The sequence below is a fragment of the Natronorubrum daqingense genome (genome assembly GCF_001971705.1).
Taxonomy (GTDB): Archaea; Halobacteriota; Halobacteria; order Halobacteriales; family Natrialbaceae; genus Natronorubrum; species Natronorubrum daqingense.
The window spans coordinates 2,898,907-2,915,858 of sequence record NZ_CP019327.1 but is presented as its reverse complement, the minus strand read 5'-3'; the positions used below and the strand labels follow the sequence as shown (position 1 = coordinate 2,915,858).

The following is a 16,952-nucleotide window of genomic DNA, read 5'->3' as shown; positions in this document are numbered from 1 at the left end:
ACTGCTAAGGAGCAAGCTGTCGTGACAGGGATATGGATAATCGAGAGCACGAGGACGCCACGACCGATCGAACCACCGACCGTGAGGAGACCGACGGACGAGAGAGCGGTTCTTCTGGACGTGACGACGACCCGGCAGGTAAACTGCGGGGCGGATCTCCGGCAGGTGATCGACGGGACGCATCTCCGCCAGGTGAACGACGGGACAATCCGAGTGGAGCGTCGGTCGTCGACCTCGCCCGGCAACCGGTCGTCACCGCCTGGACGACGTATCTGACGCTGTTGCTCGCGCTCATCGCCGTCGGCTTCGGCCTGTTCGGCATCTTCAGTGATGCCATTGGCAACGGCGTTGTCGACACGGCCGACGGCCTCACGGGCCTCGAGTCGACGGTCGAGGCGGCGGTCTCGATTCCGCTTACGGGAACCCCCTATCTGGCGATCGTCCTCGCCGTCTTCGTCGGTGCGTTCCTCGGCTGGCGACTCGAGCGTGATCGATCGACGACGTACGTAACCGCCGGAATCGGCACGGGTGTCGCGACGTTCGTCTTCTGGACGCTCACGGCGCTGTTTGGGACGATTCCACTCGAGGTGTCCATCGATATCAGCAGTCTGTTCGTCAACGCGATCCTCGCCGGAATTACCGCCGGACTCGTCGCTGTGGGTGGCGTCTGGGCCACGCGAACGCGAGCACCGAACGCTCTCGAGGTGCAAGAGCGGCCGCGGCGTACTCGACGCACGCGAGACGCCCGAACGTCGCGTGACGGCCGAGCGAACAGCGACACTCGAGAGAGCAGTGTGACTCGCGCCGGAAGCGACGGCCGGGAGGCCCGAGAACACGACGAAACGCGTGAGACGCGGGTCAGCAACGACACGCAACCGGGTCACGACACACAAACTGGTCGCGATACTCGAGACGAGGACTAATCGACATCGGTTGCTCGTGAGGAGTCGTCGAGCTGTGTCGCCAACGGCCACGAGAACGTGAACAGAACGCTGTCACGCCTCGAGTTAAGCGTCTGGGTAGGAAATCTCGAGTTCGTCGCCGTCGTCCGGGAGAAACACCTCGCCGTCGAACACCTCGCGGGCTTGCTCGAGGTGGTCACCGGTGTGACCCGCGTAACGCGAGGAGAGGTGCATTAGTGCGAGGCGGTCCGCACCGGCCCGGTTCGCGATTTCGGCCGCCTGTCTGGCCGTCGAGTGGGCCGTCTTCGCGGCTCGATCGGCCCAGTCGTCAGCGAACGTCGCGTCGTGGATCAACAGGTCTGGTTCGTCCGCGACCTCGATCGTCTCCGTGGTCGGTCGCGTGTCGCCCGTGTAGACGATCGATCGACCGGGGCGAGGGTCGCCGACGACTTGCTCGGGCTCGACGACGGTTCCGTCCTCGAGTTCGACGGAGTCGCCCTCGTGAAGCGTGGAGAACTTCGAGCCGACGGGGACGCCGAGTTCTTCGGCGCGCTCGCGGTCGAATCGCCCCTTTCGGTCGTCCTCGACGAGCGCGTAGCCGACGGAGCGAGCGTCGTGATCGGTGGCGAACGCTCGCACCTCGTAGTCCTCGCTGCCGTGGGCAACGTCGCCGTCACCGACCTCGTTAATGTGGACCGGAAACGACGGACGGTTGCCCAGCGCGTTCACCAGTCCCGAAATTTTGCGACGGGTTCCGTGGGGCGTGTGGATCGTGAGCGACTCCTCGCGGTCGTTGAAGGCCATCGTCTGGAGCAGTCCCGGAATGCCAAAGACGTGGTCCCCGTGAAGGTGCGTGATGAATATCTGTGAGACCGAGAAGCCAGTTCCAAAGCGCATCAACTGGCGCTGGGTTCCCTCTCCGACGTCGAAGAGCAACTGCTCGCCTTCGCGAGCGACGAAGATGCTGCTCGGGTTGCGGTCGGTCGTCGGAATCGCCCCAGCCGTCCCCAGAAACGTCACACGCAGTGGCATCGCTCCCTACTGGGAGTGCCGTCACTAAACCCCCTTCGGATGGTGCCGCTCGGTCCAATCAGTCGAGGTCGAACACAGTTCACTCGAGCGAAGCTGTCTATTTTGTCGACTCTCAAAAGTCGGCGATGGACGATAGTCGATAGTGAAATCCACGGGTAACGTGACATTACCGTCACGAGGACCCGACTGAGACGGGGCGCAACCGGTCAGTATCGGTGAGGATGTGCTGTCGCGTGGTACCAATACTCGAATCCCGTGAACAGACTCAGCGTTTTACGTCCCTCGAGTGTGTATCCGAGAACGATACCAGTCTCTATGAGTTCAGGACTGACGTTTGGCACGATCAAGCGCGTGGTCGCGATTCTGATCGCGATCGCGGTCGTGCTCGCCGCCGGGATCGTCGTCGGGCAGGCACCCACACTCTTCGGCGTCGAGGACGATCCCGAAGCGTCGATCGAGTTCGACGATCAACAAAGCGACGGCGAGAACGTGACGATCGAGGAAGTGTCTCTCTCTGATGGCGGCTTTATTACCATTACCGACAGCAGTGATGAGCCCCTCGCCGTCTCCGAGTACCTCGGGTCCGGGACGCACGAGGATGTGACCATCGATCGCGACGAAGACGCCGACGACGAACTCGTCGGCCAACTCACCGCGACGGTTCACCAGGACACGACGAACGACGAGGAGTTCGTCCACGAGGAAAGCGAGGGCGAAGACGACCAGCCCTACCTCGAGGGCGGATTCCCCGTCGAAGATACCGCGACGGTAATGACGACCGACGACGACGATTCGTTCTCGGATTCCTTCGCCGTCGAATCCATCGACGCACCGACGTCGGCGACGACCGACGAATCGATCGAAATCACCGCCGAAATCAGGAACCCGACGGAGATCGAGACCCAACAGAACGTCGAGCTCCGCCTCGGCGGGACCGTCCTCGAACAACGGCCCCTCGAACTCGGCGGCGGCGAATCCAGCGACGTAACGTTCGACGTCGAGACGAGCGGCTCCCCGCCCGGCGAGCAACCGGTCGGCGTCTACACCGAGGGTGACGGTGAGATCCAAACGATCGACCTCGAGTTCCACACCGACCCCAGCGTCGACGTCGTCGACGCGAGCGACGAGCGCGTGACGGCCGACGTCGCGATTCCCACCGAAGGAGCGCTCGTGATCGAAGACGAGGACGGAACCGTTCTCGCCTCGAGCGAGCAACTCGATCCCGACGAACACGAGGACGTGAGCGCGGACTTCGAAGACGACGCCGACGTCGACGACGAGGCGGAACTCACCGCAGCCCTCTACGACGGCGATCCGGACGAGACCGGCGCGCCACTCGAGGACGAAGACACCGGCGAACCGATCGAGGAGACGTTCACGATCGCCGAGGTAGAAGAGGAAGCGGACGCAGCCGACGATGCAGACGACGAGGACGACGCAGACGATAGCGACGAGTAACGCGGAATCGACTCGAGACGATTGACGGGATCGGGCCGCGACAGTCGACTTCCAAAGACTCACTTTCGGGCCGCGACAGTCGACTTCCAAAGACTCACTTTCGGGCCGCCCCTACTGTCCGGCGATGGACGCGCCGCTGTGGACCGACACCCACGCCCCGGAGCTGGCCGAGTTGCCACAGGACGACGCTCGCGAGTACTTAGAGCGAGCCGTCGACGAGCCGATCAACCTCCTGCTGCAGGGTCCACCCGGCAGCGGGAAGACTGCAGCGGCGCGCGCACTCGCCCGCGAGGCGCACGAAGACCCGGACAACGACCTGATCGAGATCAACGTCGCCGACTTCTTCGGCCGGACGAAGACGGAGATCAAGAATGATCCGCGCTTCGAACAGTTCCTCGTCGGCCGATCCTCGATGTCCAAACGGGACATGATCAACCGCGTCCTCAAGGAGTCGGCGAGCTACGCCTCCGTCTCCGGTGAGTACAAGACGATCCTGCTCGACAACGCCGAGGACGTCCGCGAGGACTTCCAGCAGGCGCTTCGCCGGATCATGGAACAACACCACCGAACGACGCAGTTCGTCATCGCCACGCGCCAGCCGACGAAGCTCATCCCGCCGATCCGCTCGCGGTGTTTCCCCGTCTCCGTTCGTTCCCCCTCGAGCGAGGAGATCGTCGCCGTCCTCGAGCGAATCGTCGAGAGCGAGGCCGTCGCGTACGAAGCCGACGGCCTCGAGTTCGTCGCCGGCTACGCCAACGGCAATCTCCGGCAGGCCATCCTGGCCGCCCAGACCACCGTCGAGGACGAGGGCGAACTCACGATGCAAGCGGCCTACGAGACCATCGGCGAGGTCGGCCTCGAGGACGAAATCGAGGGGATGCTAGACGACGCCGAAGCCGGTGAGTTCACCGACGCCCGCAGCGCGCTGGACGACCTGCTGGTCGACGAAGGGCTCGACGGCGAGGAGGTCATCGATTCGATTCTCGGCGTCGCTCGCAAACGATACCAGGGCGAGCATCTGGCCGAGATCCACCGACTCGCCGCCGATATCGAGTTCGAGATGCACGAGGGCTCGAGCGACCGGATCCACGTCTCTCACTTACTGGCAGAACTGGGTCGGGACGCCTGACAGAGTCGGACCGGGACGCCTGAGGCACCTCACTGTCGTTCGACAACTCATCGCCGAGCCTCAGTGCGAGTGAGACCCGATTTTGTCGTCGTGCGTGCATCCGATCCGACTCGAGACGTGTTCTCGAGATTTTCGTGCAGCGAGTGGTCGGTTGGCGTGAATCTCCTCCCAACGAAAGTACGAGGGTTTTCCTCGCCTGAAACGAATTTTGGCGTATGCCAACCGTCCTCGAGACACGTATCGAGAATCGCTTTCGCGTTCAGCCAAATCACGCGAACAACAACGAGACGCTCCACGGCGGCAACCTGATGAAGTGGCTCGACGAGATCGGCGCGATGTCTGCAATGCGCTTTTCCGGCGAGACCTGCGTCACCGCCCGCGTCAACGAACTCGAGTTCGAGCGGCCGATCGGGATCGGCGACACGGCCGTGGTCGAAGCGTTCGTCTACGATACCGGGCGGACGAGCGTGCACGTCGGCCTCCGGGCGTGGCGCGAAACCCCAACGACCGGTGAGATGGAGCGAACGACGGAGTCGTCGTTCACGTTCGTCGCGATCGACGAGGACGGCTCTCCGGTCGCCGTTCCGGAACTCACGGTCGACTCGGAGCGAGGACGAAAACTTCGAGAACGAATGCTCGAGACCGAAGCCGAGTCGTAATCAGCGTGTGGCATCCTAACCAGCCACCGGAAGAGCATTTCACAGCTCTGTTGAAATCCTCTGTGAGTGACGAGTTTGAATCCCGGTGTTAAATACAGAGCATGAGTTCAGCATCAGCTAATTCTTCTTCCCCCAGAAAGTACTTACAAATTGATTAAATAAAATCGGTTGATGGAGCCAAAGACTATTCATCGGGGATCATTTCTCGTCGTGATTCTCCTTGTCGGCTTAATGATCTATCCCGGTGCGCTTGCGGCTCCGTATAACGATAGCCACCACAGTTACTCGGTGGCAAATGATTCGACAGAAGTTTTTGAGGACTTCGTTGAGGAATATGACGCGGCTCCTGATGCTGCCACGCCGGTTGAGGACCTCTCCGAAGACACGCAGCAGGCGTTCAAAACAGCAAAAGATGAACCGAGAACGGAATACAACAGTATTCCTGATGGCTGGCAGAGTATCGGTAGTGTTCCGATTTGTAATGAATGGCTCCTGTATTGTGATGCGTACGAGGAAGATCCGGAGTTTCCGGGAAACTCGTACCCTGGTTATACATATGAATCCCACGGTTTTGTCGAATATGAAGGGGAGATCTATCTCGTTCGAACGAGTGGCGGGACTGATTGGAATGTTCAACCGGCCATTGAGTTCATCATCAGACAGGGGGTTTTCCTCCCGTATGCGGGCTTCCTCGCCGCAACCAGCGGCACATTTGCTAAGCGTGGTCAGTCCCAGTACGTTGGGTATGGCCTCCTCTTGGCACTGATGGCACTTGTCTATCCCTACCTCGTCATGAGTACGAGCCTCTCTGGATATCGTGGCATACTGGCTGGACTCACCTATCTGGTAATCGCCGTCGGAGTCTGGGAAGTAATTTATCGAGAGGAGCAGGATGAACAGTGATTACTGTTGAAGATCAGTCTTTATCGAATACAAGTGTAGTTGTTCAGCGAATTATTTGACCCCTCTGTCAATTATACTGATCGATCACTGTACTTCACAGATTGGCACTTGGGGTATGCCTCATTCGCGCCCTATATTCAACACGCAGTTCCTATCAGGATTGAAGGGTTTCAAGAGAGTCTCCCTCCACCGATCCTGCGTTGGATTCCCGACAAAATCAGTCTCGAGCCACCGATTCTTCGCTCTCTTCGCCCGTTGTTTCCTCGTCGGGTTCGGATGGCTGCTCGAGTTTTCGCAGGCGAGCTTTCATGATGCGGGTGTTTTCGACGCCCTCGACGGTGATCCGGACGCCGTCGAAGGTGATCTCCTCGCCTTCCTCGACGAGACGACCCGCACGGTTGAAGATAAAGCCGGCGATGGTCTCGAACTCCTCGCCCTCCGGGAGTTCGATATCGAGGGCTTCGTTGACGTCCTCGATGTTGACCTCGCCGCGGACGATGACGGCCCGGTCGTCGACCTCCTCGATCGGTTCGTCCTCGCCGGATTTGAGGATCTCGCCGACGATCTCCTCGATCATGTCCTCGACGGTCACGAGTCCCTCCGTGGTCCCGAACTCGTCGATGACGATGGCCATGTGCATCCGGTTTTCGCGCATCTCCGTGAGGAGTTCGTCGACGTTCTTCGACTCGGGGACGTGTAAGGTCGGTTGGATCAGGTCCTCGAGTTCCAGATCATCGGCGTCCGTCTCGCCGTAATTGAGGTCGCGAACGAGGTCGCGGATGTGAACGACGCCCTGAACGTTATCGAGACTACCTTCGTAGACCGGGACGCGGGCGTGACCGCTCTGGATACAGGTTTCGATGGCCTCGTCGATGCTCGCATCCTTCGGGACGGCGGTCATGTCGAGTCGGGGCGTCATCACCTCCTTGACGATGGTGTTGTTGAAGCGGAAGATTCGCTGGAGCATCTCGTGTTCATCTTCGGCGAGCACACCCTCGCGTTCGCCCGACTCGATCATCTCCTGAATTTCGTCGCGGGTGACGTACGGCGACTCGATCGCCCCCGTCGAGCCTGTCAGTTTGTTCACCTGGCGAGTGAGGTAATCGAAGAGGACGATGAGCGGGTAGAGGAGGTACTCGGTCGCTTTCAGGGGCTTCGAGATGCGGATGGCCCACGATTCCGTGTTTTCGACCGCGTAGGACTTGGGGACGCTCTCGCCGAATAAGAGGACGATCGCAGTGATGCCGAACGTCGCCAGCAAAACGGCCGTTAATCCGCCGAAGTACAGTCCCAACAGGGCGGTCGCGATCGACGACATCGCGATGTTGACGATGTTGTTGCCGACGAGGATCGTCACCAGCAGTCGGTGTGGGTCGTCCTTGAGCGCCTTGACCAGACTCGCTCCGGGGACCTCGTCCTCGACCATCCCCTCGAGACGGTGTTTTGGGAGGTTGAACATCGCTATTTCCGAGGAAGAGAAGAATCCGGAGAGGAGGATGAGGATGGTCACTGCGAGTACCCCGAGAACGGTTACCGTCGTCTGATCGATCTCGAGTCCCACGCCGGGGACTTCGTACGCAGCAAACACGACCCCAGACAGCAGAGACGTCGCCATTGATGTGGGACTTAATAGCCGAACCGGTTAACCGTTTACCATTTACGGGTCGCCGCGAGCCAGACATCTCTACAGGGGAGGAGGAGGCGATGCGAACGCCGCCGACGACACGTTTACCAGATCGGTTCCCGTACAACCGGGTATGGTAGCTACGCACGGTACAGACACCGACGGGACGATCACGTTCTATCGTCTGCAGGCGTGTCCGTACTGCGAACGCGTCACTCGAGTGCTCGAGGACGCCGGCCTCGAGTATCACTCGCGATTCGTCGAACCACTACACTCCAAACGCGACGTCGTCAAACGCGTCGCCGGCGTCCGTACGGTTCCCGTCATCGTCGACGAGAACACCGGCGTCACGATGGCCGAGAGCGCGAACATCGTCGACTATCTCGAGTCGACCTACGAAACCAACGGCGAGAACGCGAACGGAGGGGACTAGTAGTGCCCGACTTCGAGGTCGTCGAACTCGGGCCCGCCGACCATCCGACGCAAGGAGAGGCCATCGAGGACTTCACGCGACCGCTGGTCACGGACGAGTTCTGGGAGGATCGCCAGCTATCCGAACTACTCAGCGAGAACGGGCGCACAATCGTCGTGTTCACACCCATGATCGGCTCGTTCGTCGGCACCTACGTCTGGAGCGAACTCGAGGAGCGAGCGTGGGCCGACCGGGCGAATTCGGTTGTCGGCGTCACCGCCTCGACGCCCTACGGGATTTCGCAGTTTCTCGAGGAGAACGAGTTCTCGTTCGACCTCTTCGCAGACCCGAGCAACGAAGTTGCGGCCGCCTACGGGATCGACCACGACCTCGACGGCATGTCCGGCGTCAGCGAGCCGCGAGTAGCGTTTTTCGCCGTCGAACCAGATCTGACCGTCGACGCCGCCTGGGTCGCGACCGAGTGGCCCGAGTTCCCCGACTACGACGCCCTCGAGTCGGACCTCGGCCTCGAGTCGCGCTAGAACAGCCGCGTCACCAGCGACGGACGCCGCCCGCCCGAGGACGCTACGTTTTTGACTCGGACGCGGCGACGCTACTGTATGGACACGGTGGACGCGGAGACGCTCGAGCGAGGCGCAGCGGCGATCCGTGCGGGGGAGTTGGTCGTGTATCCGACCGAGACGGTCTACGGACTGGGAGCCAACGCGCTCGATGCCGACGCCGTCGAGCGCGTCTTCGAGGTGAAAGCGAGGGCTCGGTCGAAGCCGGTCTCGTTCGCTGTCCCATCGTTCGAGACGGCCGTCGAGGCCGAGTACATTCACGCGAACGAGCGCGAGCGCGCCTTCGCGGCGGAGTTCCTCCCGGGGCCGGTGACGGTGCTCTGTGAACGCGGCGAGGCGATTCCGGACGTGCTCACCGCCGGCGCGGACCGCGTCGGCGTGCGCGTCCCCGACTGCGAACCCGCGCTCGAACTTCTCGAGCGGGCGGCGCGACCGATTACGGCGACGAGTGCAAACGTCAGCGGTGAGCCAAGCGCCCGTCGCGTCGCCGACATCGGCTCGCAGGTCCGAAACGCGGCGCTCGTGCTCGAGGCCGACGATCTGTACGCGTCGGGTCGAGAAACGGACGAAGCGAACAACGGGGACGAAGCGAACGGTGCGAACGATGCGAACGAACGAACCGAAAGCACCGTCGTCGACGTTTCGACGGGGACGATCCACCGCCGCGGAGCGAACGCGACGGCGATCGACGCGTGGCTCGAGGAAAACTGATCGCGAAGCGCGTTAGTCGGCCGCCTGTTCGTGGTCGGTGTGAGCATGCTGGTCACGGCCGAGAGCGCTGATTGCGAGGTGAGCGCTTTGGCGAAACAGCGAGTCGACAAATCGGAGGACGTTTCTGGGACCTGTCTGGACGCCAGGCGAGCGATAGCAAACGATCAACGACCACATGATCGCGACGCCGGCGGACCCGAGCGCAGAGAAGGTCATGCCCATCGTCGCGTACGTGAAGGCGTAGACGCCACCGATCGTCATCGACGGAACGCTCGAGCCGAGCGGGATTCGGGCGGAGGTATCTCGGATCGTCGGTGCGAGGAAGACGATCGAGAGAACGCTTCCAGCGAGAAACACAAGGTCTTGCCACATCATCGTAGAACGCATTACTCGGTTTTGAGTAAAAGTCTGACGGTCCGGGAGCGGTCGCCTTCCTAAATCGTCCCGTGAGAGGAGTATCACGGCATCTAACCTGTATTTTAGAATCCGAGTAACGAGCGAAGCGTCCGGGTTCGGACGCCACACTTCGTGGCGAACTCGCAGGCGGAACACTTCGATCGATTGGTCGTTCGAGCCGGCGGGCCGTCGAGTTCCCGAACCGAGCGAAGGACTCGTCGATACCGGGCTTTTCGACGCGTCGAGAGTTTGATTCGTCGAATTACCCCGTGAGCGGGATACTCGAGCCAGGCGTGCTCGACTCGCTGGTCGTGTTCCCACGACAGCGCCTTGGCGGCTCCGACGGCGTGGACCGACTGAGAGTCCCAGACCCCCTGTTCTGGAGGGGAACCGGTCGAAATCAGGACGGGTTCGAGTGGGTCCTCGAGAACCTTGTGGACGATACCGTGGCAGTCGCGGCCAGCGACGTAGACGTGTTGCACACTCGCCGCCGTGAGTCGATCCCAGTGGCCGCGCCCTTCGAGTCGGTCTCTCGTCGCCCCGAGTCGCTCGCGATACTGGATCGGAGTGACGGCGATCGGTTCGGCCTCGAGTGCGCCCGCTGGAGCGCTCAGCAGTTCGGGATAGCGCGTCGCGAGGGTTCGAATCGAGTCGACGACGGGCGGCGGTTCACCGTCGTCGTCGCTCGTCTGACGATAGTAGCACTTTCGCGGACAGTACGCGGCCGTCCGCAGATCGCTCAACGAAACGAGGGCTCGAGTCACGGACGCTCTGGCCGCCCGTTCGTATAAAAAACAGTGGCGGCTGTTCGGTGGAACAACGTTGCAACGTGCCAGCGGTGGCGAACGGAGCGTTAGAAGTCTACGTCCGTCTCCATCCCTTCCGTCGCGTCCTCGAGGCCGTCCTCGCGAACGTCGGTGGCCATCCGCTCGGAGAGGTCTGCATCCGCGAGAAGGCTGTCGAACTCGTCTCGGTAGCGATCGTTGGCGGCTCGAGATTCGTCGGTCGCCGTCGCGACGCGTCGGTAGCGACTGATCTGGTCCTCGCTGACGTCGTACTCCTCGGCGAGCGTCGCGTCGTCTTCCTCGCGCTCTCGGATAGCGACGAGGTCGACTTCATCGGCGTCGTCGTCGCGAACGAGGTGCAACGAGAGGCGGGCGTCGAACGCCGTCTCGGGATCGATGCCGACGTCGTCGGCGATCTCTTCGTCGGTCTCACCCTCGTAGAAGGCCGTCGCGACGTCGGCGAGTTCGTCGTTCGAAAGGGTGGTATCGAACTCGTAGCGCTCGCGCATCTGCTGGACGACACTCTCGAGGCGCTCTTCGACCGTTCGCTCGTCGCGCTCGAGTGATCCGCGCGTGTTTTCTTGGGATTCGGTGACCGTCGCGTCGCCGTCGGTGACGTCGGTAAAGATCTCGCGAAGTTCCTCCGTTTTCTCGTTCATGGATGGTCATTCGCGACGGGTGGCTATTTAAGGCTGTTGCCAGCTTACATTGGCGCCTCGGTCGTGCATAGAAAACAATTATAAACTCAGAATAGAGTGGGAATTTTCGAAAGAAGGCGGACCAATTGTCTTCGAGGGTGTGTGACAAGAATTAAGTCACAGCCCCCCACGTCATTGTATATGAACGTCATAGCACAGTCGGAGGTGGGACGAGAAACCTACCTGGGAATTGGCAGCGTGGGATACGCGCTGTTCTATCTTCTCGTGGTGATTACGCTTTCCGTCTTGGCCTACGGCGTCTACCAGCGATTCAGTCGCTACGCCGAGGGTGACGACGACCCGTTCGCCAGAGTCAACGAGTTACCGAGTCGCATCATCAGCGCGACGAAGATCGTCCTCTCGAACGAGAAGCAGTTCAACAGGGATCTCTACGGCGGGCTGATGCACTCGTTTATCCTCTGGGGCTTCCTGACGCTGCTCATCGCGACGCTCATCATCGGCTTCGAGCAGTACACGACGGAACTCATCTTCGGGTTCGTCTTCTGGGAAGGTGACTTCTATCTCTCCTACCAGTTCATCGTCGACGCGATGGGACTGCTCTTCGTCGTCGGAATCGGGATGGCGATGTACCGACGCTACTGGGTTCAGAACCACCGGCTCTGGGGCCGTCACACCTCGAACGAAGACGACATCTTCATCTGGACGCTGTTCGGACTCGGCGTGGGTGGCTTCCTCCTCGAGGGCGCACGAATCTACGCAACCGGCATGCCAGATCACGAGGTCGTCAGCTTCGTCGGCTACGGAATCGCCATACTCTTCCAGGCGATAGACCTGCCGACGACCGGCGCCGCACTCGAGGCCTCCACCGGCGGAGCGAGTTACAGCGCGGTGAACGAGCTCGGCTACAACGCCGAGACGCTCCACTGGCTGGTCTGGTGGAAACACTCGCTGCTCGCGTTCTTCTTCATCGCGTGGATTCCCTACGCCAAGCCGTTCCACATGATCTCCTCGTTTGCGAACGTCGTCACGCGCGACGAGAAGGCCGGCGCTCGGCTGCCGAACGTCCCGTCGGACCTCGACGCGACCAACGCCGAATCCATCGACGACTTCACCTGGAAGGAGATTCTCGACCAGGACGCCTGTACCAAGTGCGGTCGCTGTTCGTCGGTCTGTCCCGCGAAGGCTTCCGACCGACCGCTCGACCCGCGGGACGTCATCCTCGACCTGAAGAAATACCGCGAGGAACTCGATGCCGGCGGCGAGGAGAAACCGATCGTCGCGGACGGCGGCACGAGCGTCATCAACACCGAAACGATGGAGTCCTGTATGGCCTGTATGGCCTGCATGGACGCCTGTCCCGTCGAGATCGAACACCTCCAGTCGTTCACCCGGCTCAACCGCCAGATGACCGACCAGGGAGACATCTCGAGTTCCATGCAGGACGTCTTCCAGAACGTCATGCAAAACGGCAACACGTTCGGCGACAGTCCACGAAACCGCGGTGACTGGGCCGACGACCTCGAGTTCGACGTGCCCGACGCCCGCGAAGAGGAGGTCGACTACCTCTGGTACGTCGGCGACTTCCCGAGCTACGACGAGCGCAACAAGCAGGTCGCGCGCTCGCTGGCGACGATTCTCCAGGAAGCCGACGTCAGCTTCGGCATCCTCTTCGACGACGAGAAGTACGACGGCAACGACATCCGCCGCGTCGGCGAAGAGTTCCTCTACGTCGAACTCGCCGGTCATCACGTCGAAACGTGGGAAGACTGCGAGTTCGATAAGATCGTCTGTACGGACCCACACTCCTACAACACGTTCAAGAACGAGTATCCGGAGGTCGACTTCGAGGAGTTCGCCGACGATCCGATGATGCCCTTCGAGTACGAAGACGAGTGGAACGCAGACGGCGAAATCGACGTCCTTCACTGGACCCAAGCCGTCGAAGAACTCGTCAATGACGGCGCACTCGAACTCACCGGAACCGAACTCGACTACACCGTCACCTATCACGATCCGTGTCACCTCGGGCGGTACAACGACGAGTACGAGGCCCCGCGAGAACTCATCCGCGCGACGGGTTGTGAACTCGACGAGATGCCCCGCAACCGCGACAACTCGTTCTGTTGTGGCGGCGGCGGTGGCGGTCTCTGGATGGACTTCGAAGAGGAACCGAAGCCGAGCGAAGAACGAATCCGGGAAGCGCTCGAGGACACCGACAACGGCCCCGACGTCGAGAAGTTCGTCGTCGCCTGTCCGATGTGCATGACCATGTACGAGGACGGGCGCAAGACCGGCGGCTACGAGGACGACATCGAAATCGTCGACGTCGCCGAACTCATCGTCGAAGCCATCGGTGCGGAAGAAACGGCCGATCTCGAGGTCGCGGCGGACTAACGACGAACTCGATTTCGAACTCGAGGGAGCACTTGTTTTCCGATCGGTTTTGCAAGGGCGACACTACGTTCTGAGTGCGACGGAAAGCTGTGAGTCAAAGCGATGTAGGGTCGACGCGTTTGACACACTGACGCGACGCCGAAACCCCACCGGAATTCAATCAGAACAGCCAAGCGACGCCGACGCGTCGCTGCTGGCCTCGGCGGAGACGCTACCTTCGTTCATTTCGCGGGCGAACTCGAGGAAGTTCTCGAAGACGAGTTTGGCTTCACAGGCCTGTCGATAGTTCACCTCGGTGATCTCCTCGAGGACCGACTGGCGGCGCTCGTCGGAGAGATCCTTGCGGTGGACGAGTTCGCGGGCGGTCTTCAGATCGTACTCGGGGTGAAACTGGACGCCGAAGACGCGGTCCTTGCGGAACCCGTGATTGGAGTAGTGATTCTCCGCGAGGGGCGTTCCACCGGGTGGAAGTTCCGAGACTTCGTCCGAGTGGCTGGTGAACGCGAGAAAGTCCTCACTGATCCCATCGAAGAGCCGCGAGTCAGACTCGAGGCGGCCTATTTCGCTGTAGCCGACCTCGTAGGCACCCATATCCTCGACGGTGCCCCCGAGGACGTCGGCGAGAAGTTGGTGGCCCCAACAGACGCCGAGGAACGGAATGTCGCGATCGATTGCGTCGGCGACCCACTCCTTGGTCGCCTGCATCCACGCTTCGTCCCAGTACACTGACGTTCTCGAGCCGGTAACGACGGCTGCATCGAACTCGAAGTTGGCCGGGACCTCACCCGAAGAGATATCGAATTCAGCGATAGAGGCGTCCAGTTCGCGCCGGAAGTTTCGTGTCGTGTTCTCGTCCTGTTGGGCTGCGTTCAGGACGGCAATACGAAGCTGAGTCATCGTTCCGTAATGGCTACTCTGGAGGGATAGTCTTTCTGTCCGTCGTCGGCGTTGCCGCAACCATGGACGGCTATGAGTTTTTGCTCGAGTGCCTCGCCGACGAGTTGGGGAGACTGTCATCGAAGCTGGTAGTCTCCGTCTTCGGTTCGCCGAACTGACTGTTCGGTGTGAAGCCAGCCGTCTGAAAGTCGTGCGTCTCCGTCGACCTCGTCGGATTCGTCCCCAGAACCGCTGTTGTCAACTGCCTCGCGTTGTCGCTCGAGACTCACGGTCCAGTTTCCGTCCGCAATACCAGCAGGATCGACGTAACCGTCGGCGACGACCGAGCCCGAGAGTTCGAGTTCGCCCTCGCTTTCGCCAGCGAGGACGCTGCCCGCATCGTCGACGATTCGGGCGCGACAGTTCACGACCGGGCGACCGACGACCGGAGAGGCGGTCTCCGTCGCGTCGTCGTCAACCGCGTCGAACGACTGGCTCAACGCGGTCGGACACTCGAGTCGTCCGTACGCGTTGGCGAGCGAGACGCCGGCGTCTCGATACCGAGTGCGAGCGTCGTCGGACATGGAGTGCTCGACGACGGTTCGATCGAGTGACGCCGCGGCCTCCGCAAATCCGGGTTCGGCTGCGAGTTGTTCCAACGGACGTGGGTTGCCGGCCAGAACCGTCGCGCGTTCGTCGCCGATCGCCGTCAGGGTGTCACCGGGGTCGAACGCCCTGTCGAGCAGCACGGTCCCCCCGACGTACAATAACGGCAACGCGACCCGAACGAGTCCAGCCACGCTCGAGAGGGGTGCCACGAGCGGGGCGACGTCGGTCCGCGAGAGGTCCCAGGTGAGAAGCGCCGAGATGCAGTTCCACTCGAGCGTGCGTTCGGTGTAGCCCACGACCGGCCGACCCTCGGTACCGTGGAAAATCGCCAGCGGCATCCGGGTATCGTCGCTGCGGCCATCGGGTTCGTCACGACCGTCGTGGTCGGCTCCGTTTTCGTCGGATATCGGTGCTCGATCGGCATTTGCGAGTTCCTCGAGCGTGACCGATCGGTCGAACGGAATCGACCGGACGAGGTCGCGCTGGGCGGCTTCCGATACGACGAGGTCGGGATCGAGAACCGCGAACGGGCGCTCGACGGTCACCGGTGTGAGCCAGTGAGAAATCGGTGCGAAGGCGGCCTCGAGTCGACGGCAGGCGAAGTAAATCGCCAGCGAGGCGACCCGGTTTCGCGTGAGGAGACAGACGGTGTCGCCGGCACCGATGCCGAGTGCTGTCAGGTGTTGTGCAGTTCGGTCCACGATCGCCGCGAGTTCCCCGTAAGTGACCCGGTTCTCGTGTATCGTTTCTGCGGGGGCATACAATCGCTCCTCGGAGGTATCGACGAGCGCCGTTCGATCGGGAAATCGCTCCGCCCGACGTGCCATCGAAAGTGTCACGAACACGCATACCACACTTTCGCCCGTAGTAGCCGGGGAGTCACTCGCAAGCCCGTCTTGCCGAAATCGGTTCGACGGTGGAGACTGTTCACTCGGCGTCGACGTGCGCCTCGAGAAAACCCGCCAGCCGATCGTTGACCGTCCGCGAACGCTCGATGAAGCAGAGGTGGCCCGCTCCCTCGAGTTCGACGTACTCGCCGCGGGGAAGTCCGTTCGCCAGGTTCTCGCCAGCGGCGGGTGCGACCAGTTCGTCCGCTCCGCCGTGGATCACCTGCGTCGGCTGTGTGACCTCGATTAGCCAGTCCGTCGCGTCGAACTCCTCGAGTGCAGCCAATTGTGCGTCCCAGCCCGCTGGGTCGGCGTCGCCGTCGGCCCGCCAGTCGACGATGCCGTCGACGACGTCCGCCTGGGCTTCCAGAAACGCGTCCGAAAACGCCGTCTCGAGCGACGTTCGCAACGCCTCGTCGTCTTCGGGGGACGCGGCGAGGGACTCGAGGTCGAACGCGTCGGCTCGCGAAGCGGTTCCGAAGAGCGTCAGCGTCCCGACGCGACTCGAATCTCGAGCGGCCCGCAGCGAGATCGCGCCACCGAGACCGCAGCCGACGAGGTGAGCGTTTGTGATCTCACACTCGGCGAGGACGGCTTCGAGGTCGGAGACGAGGTCCTCGAGGCTGTACGGGCCGGGCGGTGCGTCTGAGCGCCCCGTCCCGCGACGGTCCCAGACGACGGTTTCGGAGGGGCCGGCGAGGGCGGCGTGTTGCCAGCCCCAGAGCCAGCCCCCGAGTCCGGCCTCGGAGACGAAGACGACCGATTGACCCTCGCCCTCGCGGTCGTAGTGCAGTGAGACGGAGCCGTTCGTTGCAGTGGGCATAGAAGAACGATGTGGCTGGAGCAAGGCGACGGTTTCGGATTCGTACGCTAGCTGCCGAGATAGCCTGCTACTCGTGTCGCGCCCGAACCCGATCTTCGATTCACTCGAGCAC

At 61.7% G+C, this 16,952-nt stretch carries 17 protein-coding genes; 9 read left to right on the top strand and 8 right to left on the bottom strand.

Annotated elements, in window-relative coordinates:
* The first annotated feature begins 32 nt into the window (after positions 1-32).
* The gene (locus tag BB347_RS14170) at positions 33-923 is read left to right on the top strand and encodes an ABC transporter permease (RefSeq protein ID WP_211137168.1); all 891 of its coding nucleotides are present in this window, start codon (positions 33-35) and stop codon (positions 921-923) included.
* A gap of 84 nt (positions 924-1,007) precedes the next feature.
* Here the strand turns inward: BB347_RS14170 and rnz are convergent, their stop codons facing one another.
* Positions 1,008-1,934, bottom strand: coding sequence for a ribonuclease Z (gene rnz / locus BB347_RS14165; protein ID WP_076583312.1), 927 nt, complete (start codon positions 1,932-1,934; stop codon positions 1,008-1,010).
* A 315-nt stretch (positions 1,935-2,249) separates the two neighbouring features.
* Here rnz and BB347_RS14160 point away from each other — a divergent pair, with 315 nt between their 5' ends.
* The 4 genes from BB347_RS14160 (at position 2,250) to BB347_RS14145 (ending at position 6,083) form a co-directional block, all read left to right on the top strand.
* Positions 2,250-3,392, top strand: coding sequence for a DUF7282 domain-containing protein (locus BB347_RS14160; RefSeq protein ID WP_076583310.1), 1,143 nt, complete (start codon positions 2,250-2,252; stop codon positions 3,390-3,392).
* Positions 3,393-3,516: 124 nt separating this feature from the next.
* Positions 3,517-4,521 carry an AAA family ATPase gene (locus tag BB347_RS14155; protein ID WP_076583308.1) on the top strand — a complete coding sequence of 335 codons (1,005 nt, stop codon included), beginning with the start codon at positions 3,517-3,519 and terminating at the stop codon, positions 4,519-4,521.
* 215 nt (positions 4,522-4,736) lie between these two features.
* A complete protein-coding gene (locus tag BB347_RS14150; RefSeq protein WP_076583307.1) occupies positions 4,737-5,180 on the top strand; it encodes an acyl-CoA thioesterase in 444 nt (147 codons plus the stop codon).
* Positions 5,181-5,351: 171 nt separating this feature from the next.
* Positions 5,352-6,083, top strand: a complete 732-nt coding sequence (locus BB347_RS14145) for a hypothetical protein (protein ID WP_076583305.1) — start codon at positions 5,352-5,354, stop codon at positions 6,081-6,083.
* 217 nt (positions 6,084-6,300) lie between these two features.
* On the opposite strand, the gene BB347_RS14140 is transcribed toward BB347_RS14145, so the two are convergent.
* On the bottom strand, positions 6,301-7,698 hold the full coding sequence (locus BB347_RS14140; RefSeq protein ID WP_076583304.1) for a hemolysin family protein: 1,398 nt from the start codon (positions 7,696-7,698) through the stop codon (positions 6,301-6,303).
* 142 nt (positions 7,699-7,840) lie between these two features.
* Between BB347_RS14140 and BB347_RS14135 the strand changes: the two genes are divergently transcribed.
* From BB347_RS14135 to BB347_RS14125, 3 genes are all read left to right on the top strand, one after another.
* Positions 7,841-8,140 carry a glutaredoxin family protein gene (locus BB347_RS14135; protein ID WP_076583302.1) on the top strand — a complete coding sequence of 100 codons (300 nt, stop codon included), beginning with the start codon at positions 7,841-7,843 and terminating at the stop codon, positions 8,138-8,140.
* A 2-nt stretch (positions 8,141-8,142) separates the two neighbouring features.
* The gene (locus BB347_RS14130; protein ID WP_076583301.1) at positions 8,143-8,661 is read left to right on the top strand and encodes a redoxin domain-containing protein; all 519 of its coding nucleotides are present in this window, start codon (positions 8,143-8,145) and stop codon (positions 8,659-8,661) included.
* Positions 8,662-8,739: 78 nt separating this feature from the next.
* Positions 8,740-9,411, top strand: coding sequence for an L-threonylcarbamoyladenylate synthase (locus tag BB347_RS14125; protein ID WP_076583299.1), 672 nt, complete (start codon positions 8,740-8,742; stop codon positions 9,409-9,411).
* A 12-nt stretch (positions 9,412-9,423) separates the two neighbouring features.
* Here BB347_RS14125 and BB347_RS14120 read toward each other — a convergent pair whose 3' ends face one another.
* The 3 genes from BB347_RS14120 to BB347_RS14110 form a co-directional block, all read right to left on the bottom strand.
* Positions 9,424-9,786: a hypothetical protein gene (locus tag BB347_RS14120; RefSeq protein ID WP_076583298.1), complete on the bottom strand. Its 363-nt coding sequence runs from the start codon at positions 9,784-9,786 to the stop codon at positions 9,424-9,426.
* 104 nt (positions 9,787-9,890) lie between these two features.
* Positions 9,891-10,571, bottom strand: a complete 681-nt coding sequence (locus tag BB347_RS14115) for a CRISPR-associated protein Cas4 (RefSeq protein ID WP_076583296.1) — start codon at positions 10,569-10,571, stop codon at positions 9,891-9,893.
* Between the two features lie 89 nt (positions 10,572-10,660).
* On the bottom strand, positions 10,661-11,251 hold the full coding sequence (locus BB347_RS14110; protein WP_076583295.1) for a conditioned medium-induced protein 4: 591 nt from the start codon (positions 11,249-11,251) through the stop codon (positions 10,661-10,663).
* 180 nt (positions 11,252-11,431) lie between these two features.
* On the opposite strand from BB347_RS14110, the gene BB347_RS14105 reads away from it, so the two are divergent.
* Positions 11,432-13,645 carry a (Fe-S)-binding protein gene (locus BB347_RS14105; protein WP_076583293.1) on the top strand — a complete coding sequence of 738 codons (2,214 nt, stop codon included), beginning with the start codon at positions 11,432-11,434 and terminating at the stop codon, positions 13,643-13,645.
* 156 nt (positions 13,646-13,801) lie between these two features.
* Here BB347_RS14105 and BB347_RS14100 read toward each other — a convergent pair whose 3' ends face one another.
* The 3 genes from BB347_RS14100 to BB347_RS14090 all read right to left on the bottom strand — a co-directional run bounded on the left by BB347_RS14100 (position 13,802) and on the right by BB347_RS14090 (position 16,840).
* Positions 13,802-14,542 (bottom strand): type 1 glutamine amidotransferase, encoded by a 741-nt coding sequence (locus BB347_RS14100; protein WP_076583292.1) that lies wholly within the window; start codon positions 14,540-14,542, stop codon positions 13,802-13,804.
* A 116-nt stretch (positions 14,543-14,658) separates the two neighbouring features.
* Positions 14,659-15,957 (bottom strand): class I adenylate-forming enzyme family protein, encoded by a 1,299-nt coding sequence (locus tag BB347_RS14095; RefSeq protein ID WP_170872020.1) that lies wholly within the window; start codon positions 15,955-15,957, stop codon positions 14,659-14,661.
* Between the two features lie 100 nt (positions 15,958-16,057).
* Complete coding sequence (locus BB347_RS14090; protein WP_076583290.1) at positions 16,058-16,840, bottom strand: alpha/beta fold hydrolase; 783 nt, start codon at positions 16,838-16,840, stop codon at positions 16,058-16,060.
* Positions 16,841-16,952 lie beyond the last annotated feature (112 nt).

Excerpts from the sequence above, each read along its gene's own strand:
- BB347_RS14145 (WP_076583305.1), top strand. The coding sequence starts at position 5,352 with ATGGAGCCAAAGACTATTCATCGGGGATCATTTCTCGTCGTGATTCTC.
- BB347_RS14100 (WP_076583292.1), bottom strand. The coding sequence starts at position 14,542 with ATGACTCAGCTTCGTATTGCCGTCCTGAACGCAGCCCAACAGGACGAG.
- BB347_RS14135 (WP_076583302.1), top strand. The coding sequence starts at position 7,841 with ATGGTAGCTACGCACGGTACAGACACCGACGGGACGATCACGTTCTAT.
- BB347_RS14170 (WP_211137168.1), top strand. The coding sequence starts at position 33 with ATGGATAATCGAGAGCACGAGGACGCCACGACCGATCGAACCACCGAC.
- BB347_RS14150 (WP_076583307.1), top strand. The coding sequence starts at position 4,737 with ATGCCAACCGTCCTCGAGACACGTATCGAGAATCGCTTTCGCGTTCAG.
- BB347_RS14125 (WP_076583299.1), top strand. The coding sequence starts at position 8,740 with ATGGACACGGTGGACGCGGAGACGCTCGAGCGAGGCGCAGCGGCGATC.
- BB347_RS14160 (WP_076583310.1), top strand. The coding sequence starts at position 2,250 with ATGAGTTCAGGACTGACGTTTGGCACGATCAAGCGCGTGGTCGCGATT.
- BB347_RS14140 (WP_076583304.1), bottom strand. The coding sequence starts at position 7,698 with ATGGCGACGTCTCTGCTGTCTGGGGTCGTGTTTGCTGCGTACGAAGTC.
- BB347_RS14105 (WP_076583293.1), top strand. The coding sequence starts at position 11,432 with ATGAACGTCATAGCACAGTCGGAGGTGGGACGAGAAACCTACCTGGGA.
- rnz (WP_076583312.1), bottom strand. The coding sequence starts at position 1,934 with ATGCCACTGCGTGTGACGTTTCTGGGGACGGCTGGGGCGATTCCGACG.
- BB347_RS14090 (WP_076583290.1), bottom strand. The coding sequence starts at position 16,840 with ATGCCCACTGCAACGAACGGCTCCGTCTCACTGCACTACGACCGCGAG.
- BB347_RS14155 (WP_076583308.1), top strand. The coding sequence starts at position 3,517 with ATGGACGCGCCGCTGTGGACCGACACCCACGCCCCGGAGCTGGCCGAG.
- BB347_RS14110 (WP_076583295.1), bottom strand. The coding sequence starts at position 11,251 with ATGAACGAGAAAACGGAGGAACTTCGCGAGATCTTTACCGACGTCACC.
- BB347_RS14095 (WP_170872020.1), bottom strand. The coding sequence starts at position 15,957 with ATGGCACGTCGGGCGGAGCGATTTCCCGATCGAACGGCGCTCGTCGAT.
- BB347_RS14120 (WP_076583298.1), bottom strand. The coding sequence starts at position 9,786 with ATGATGTGGCAAGACCTTGTGTTTCTCGCTGGAAGCGTTCTCTCGATC.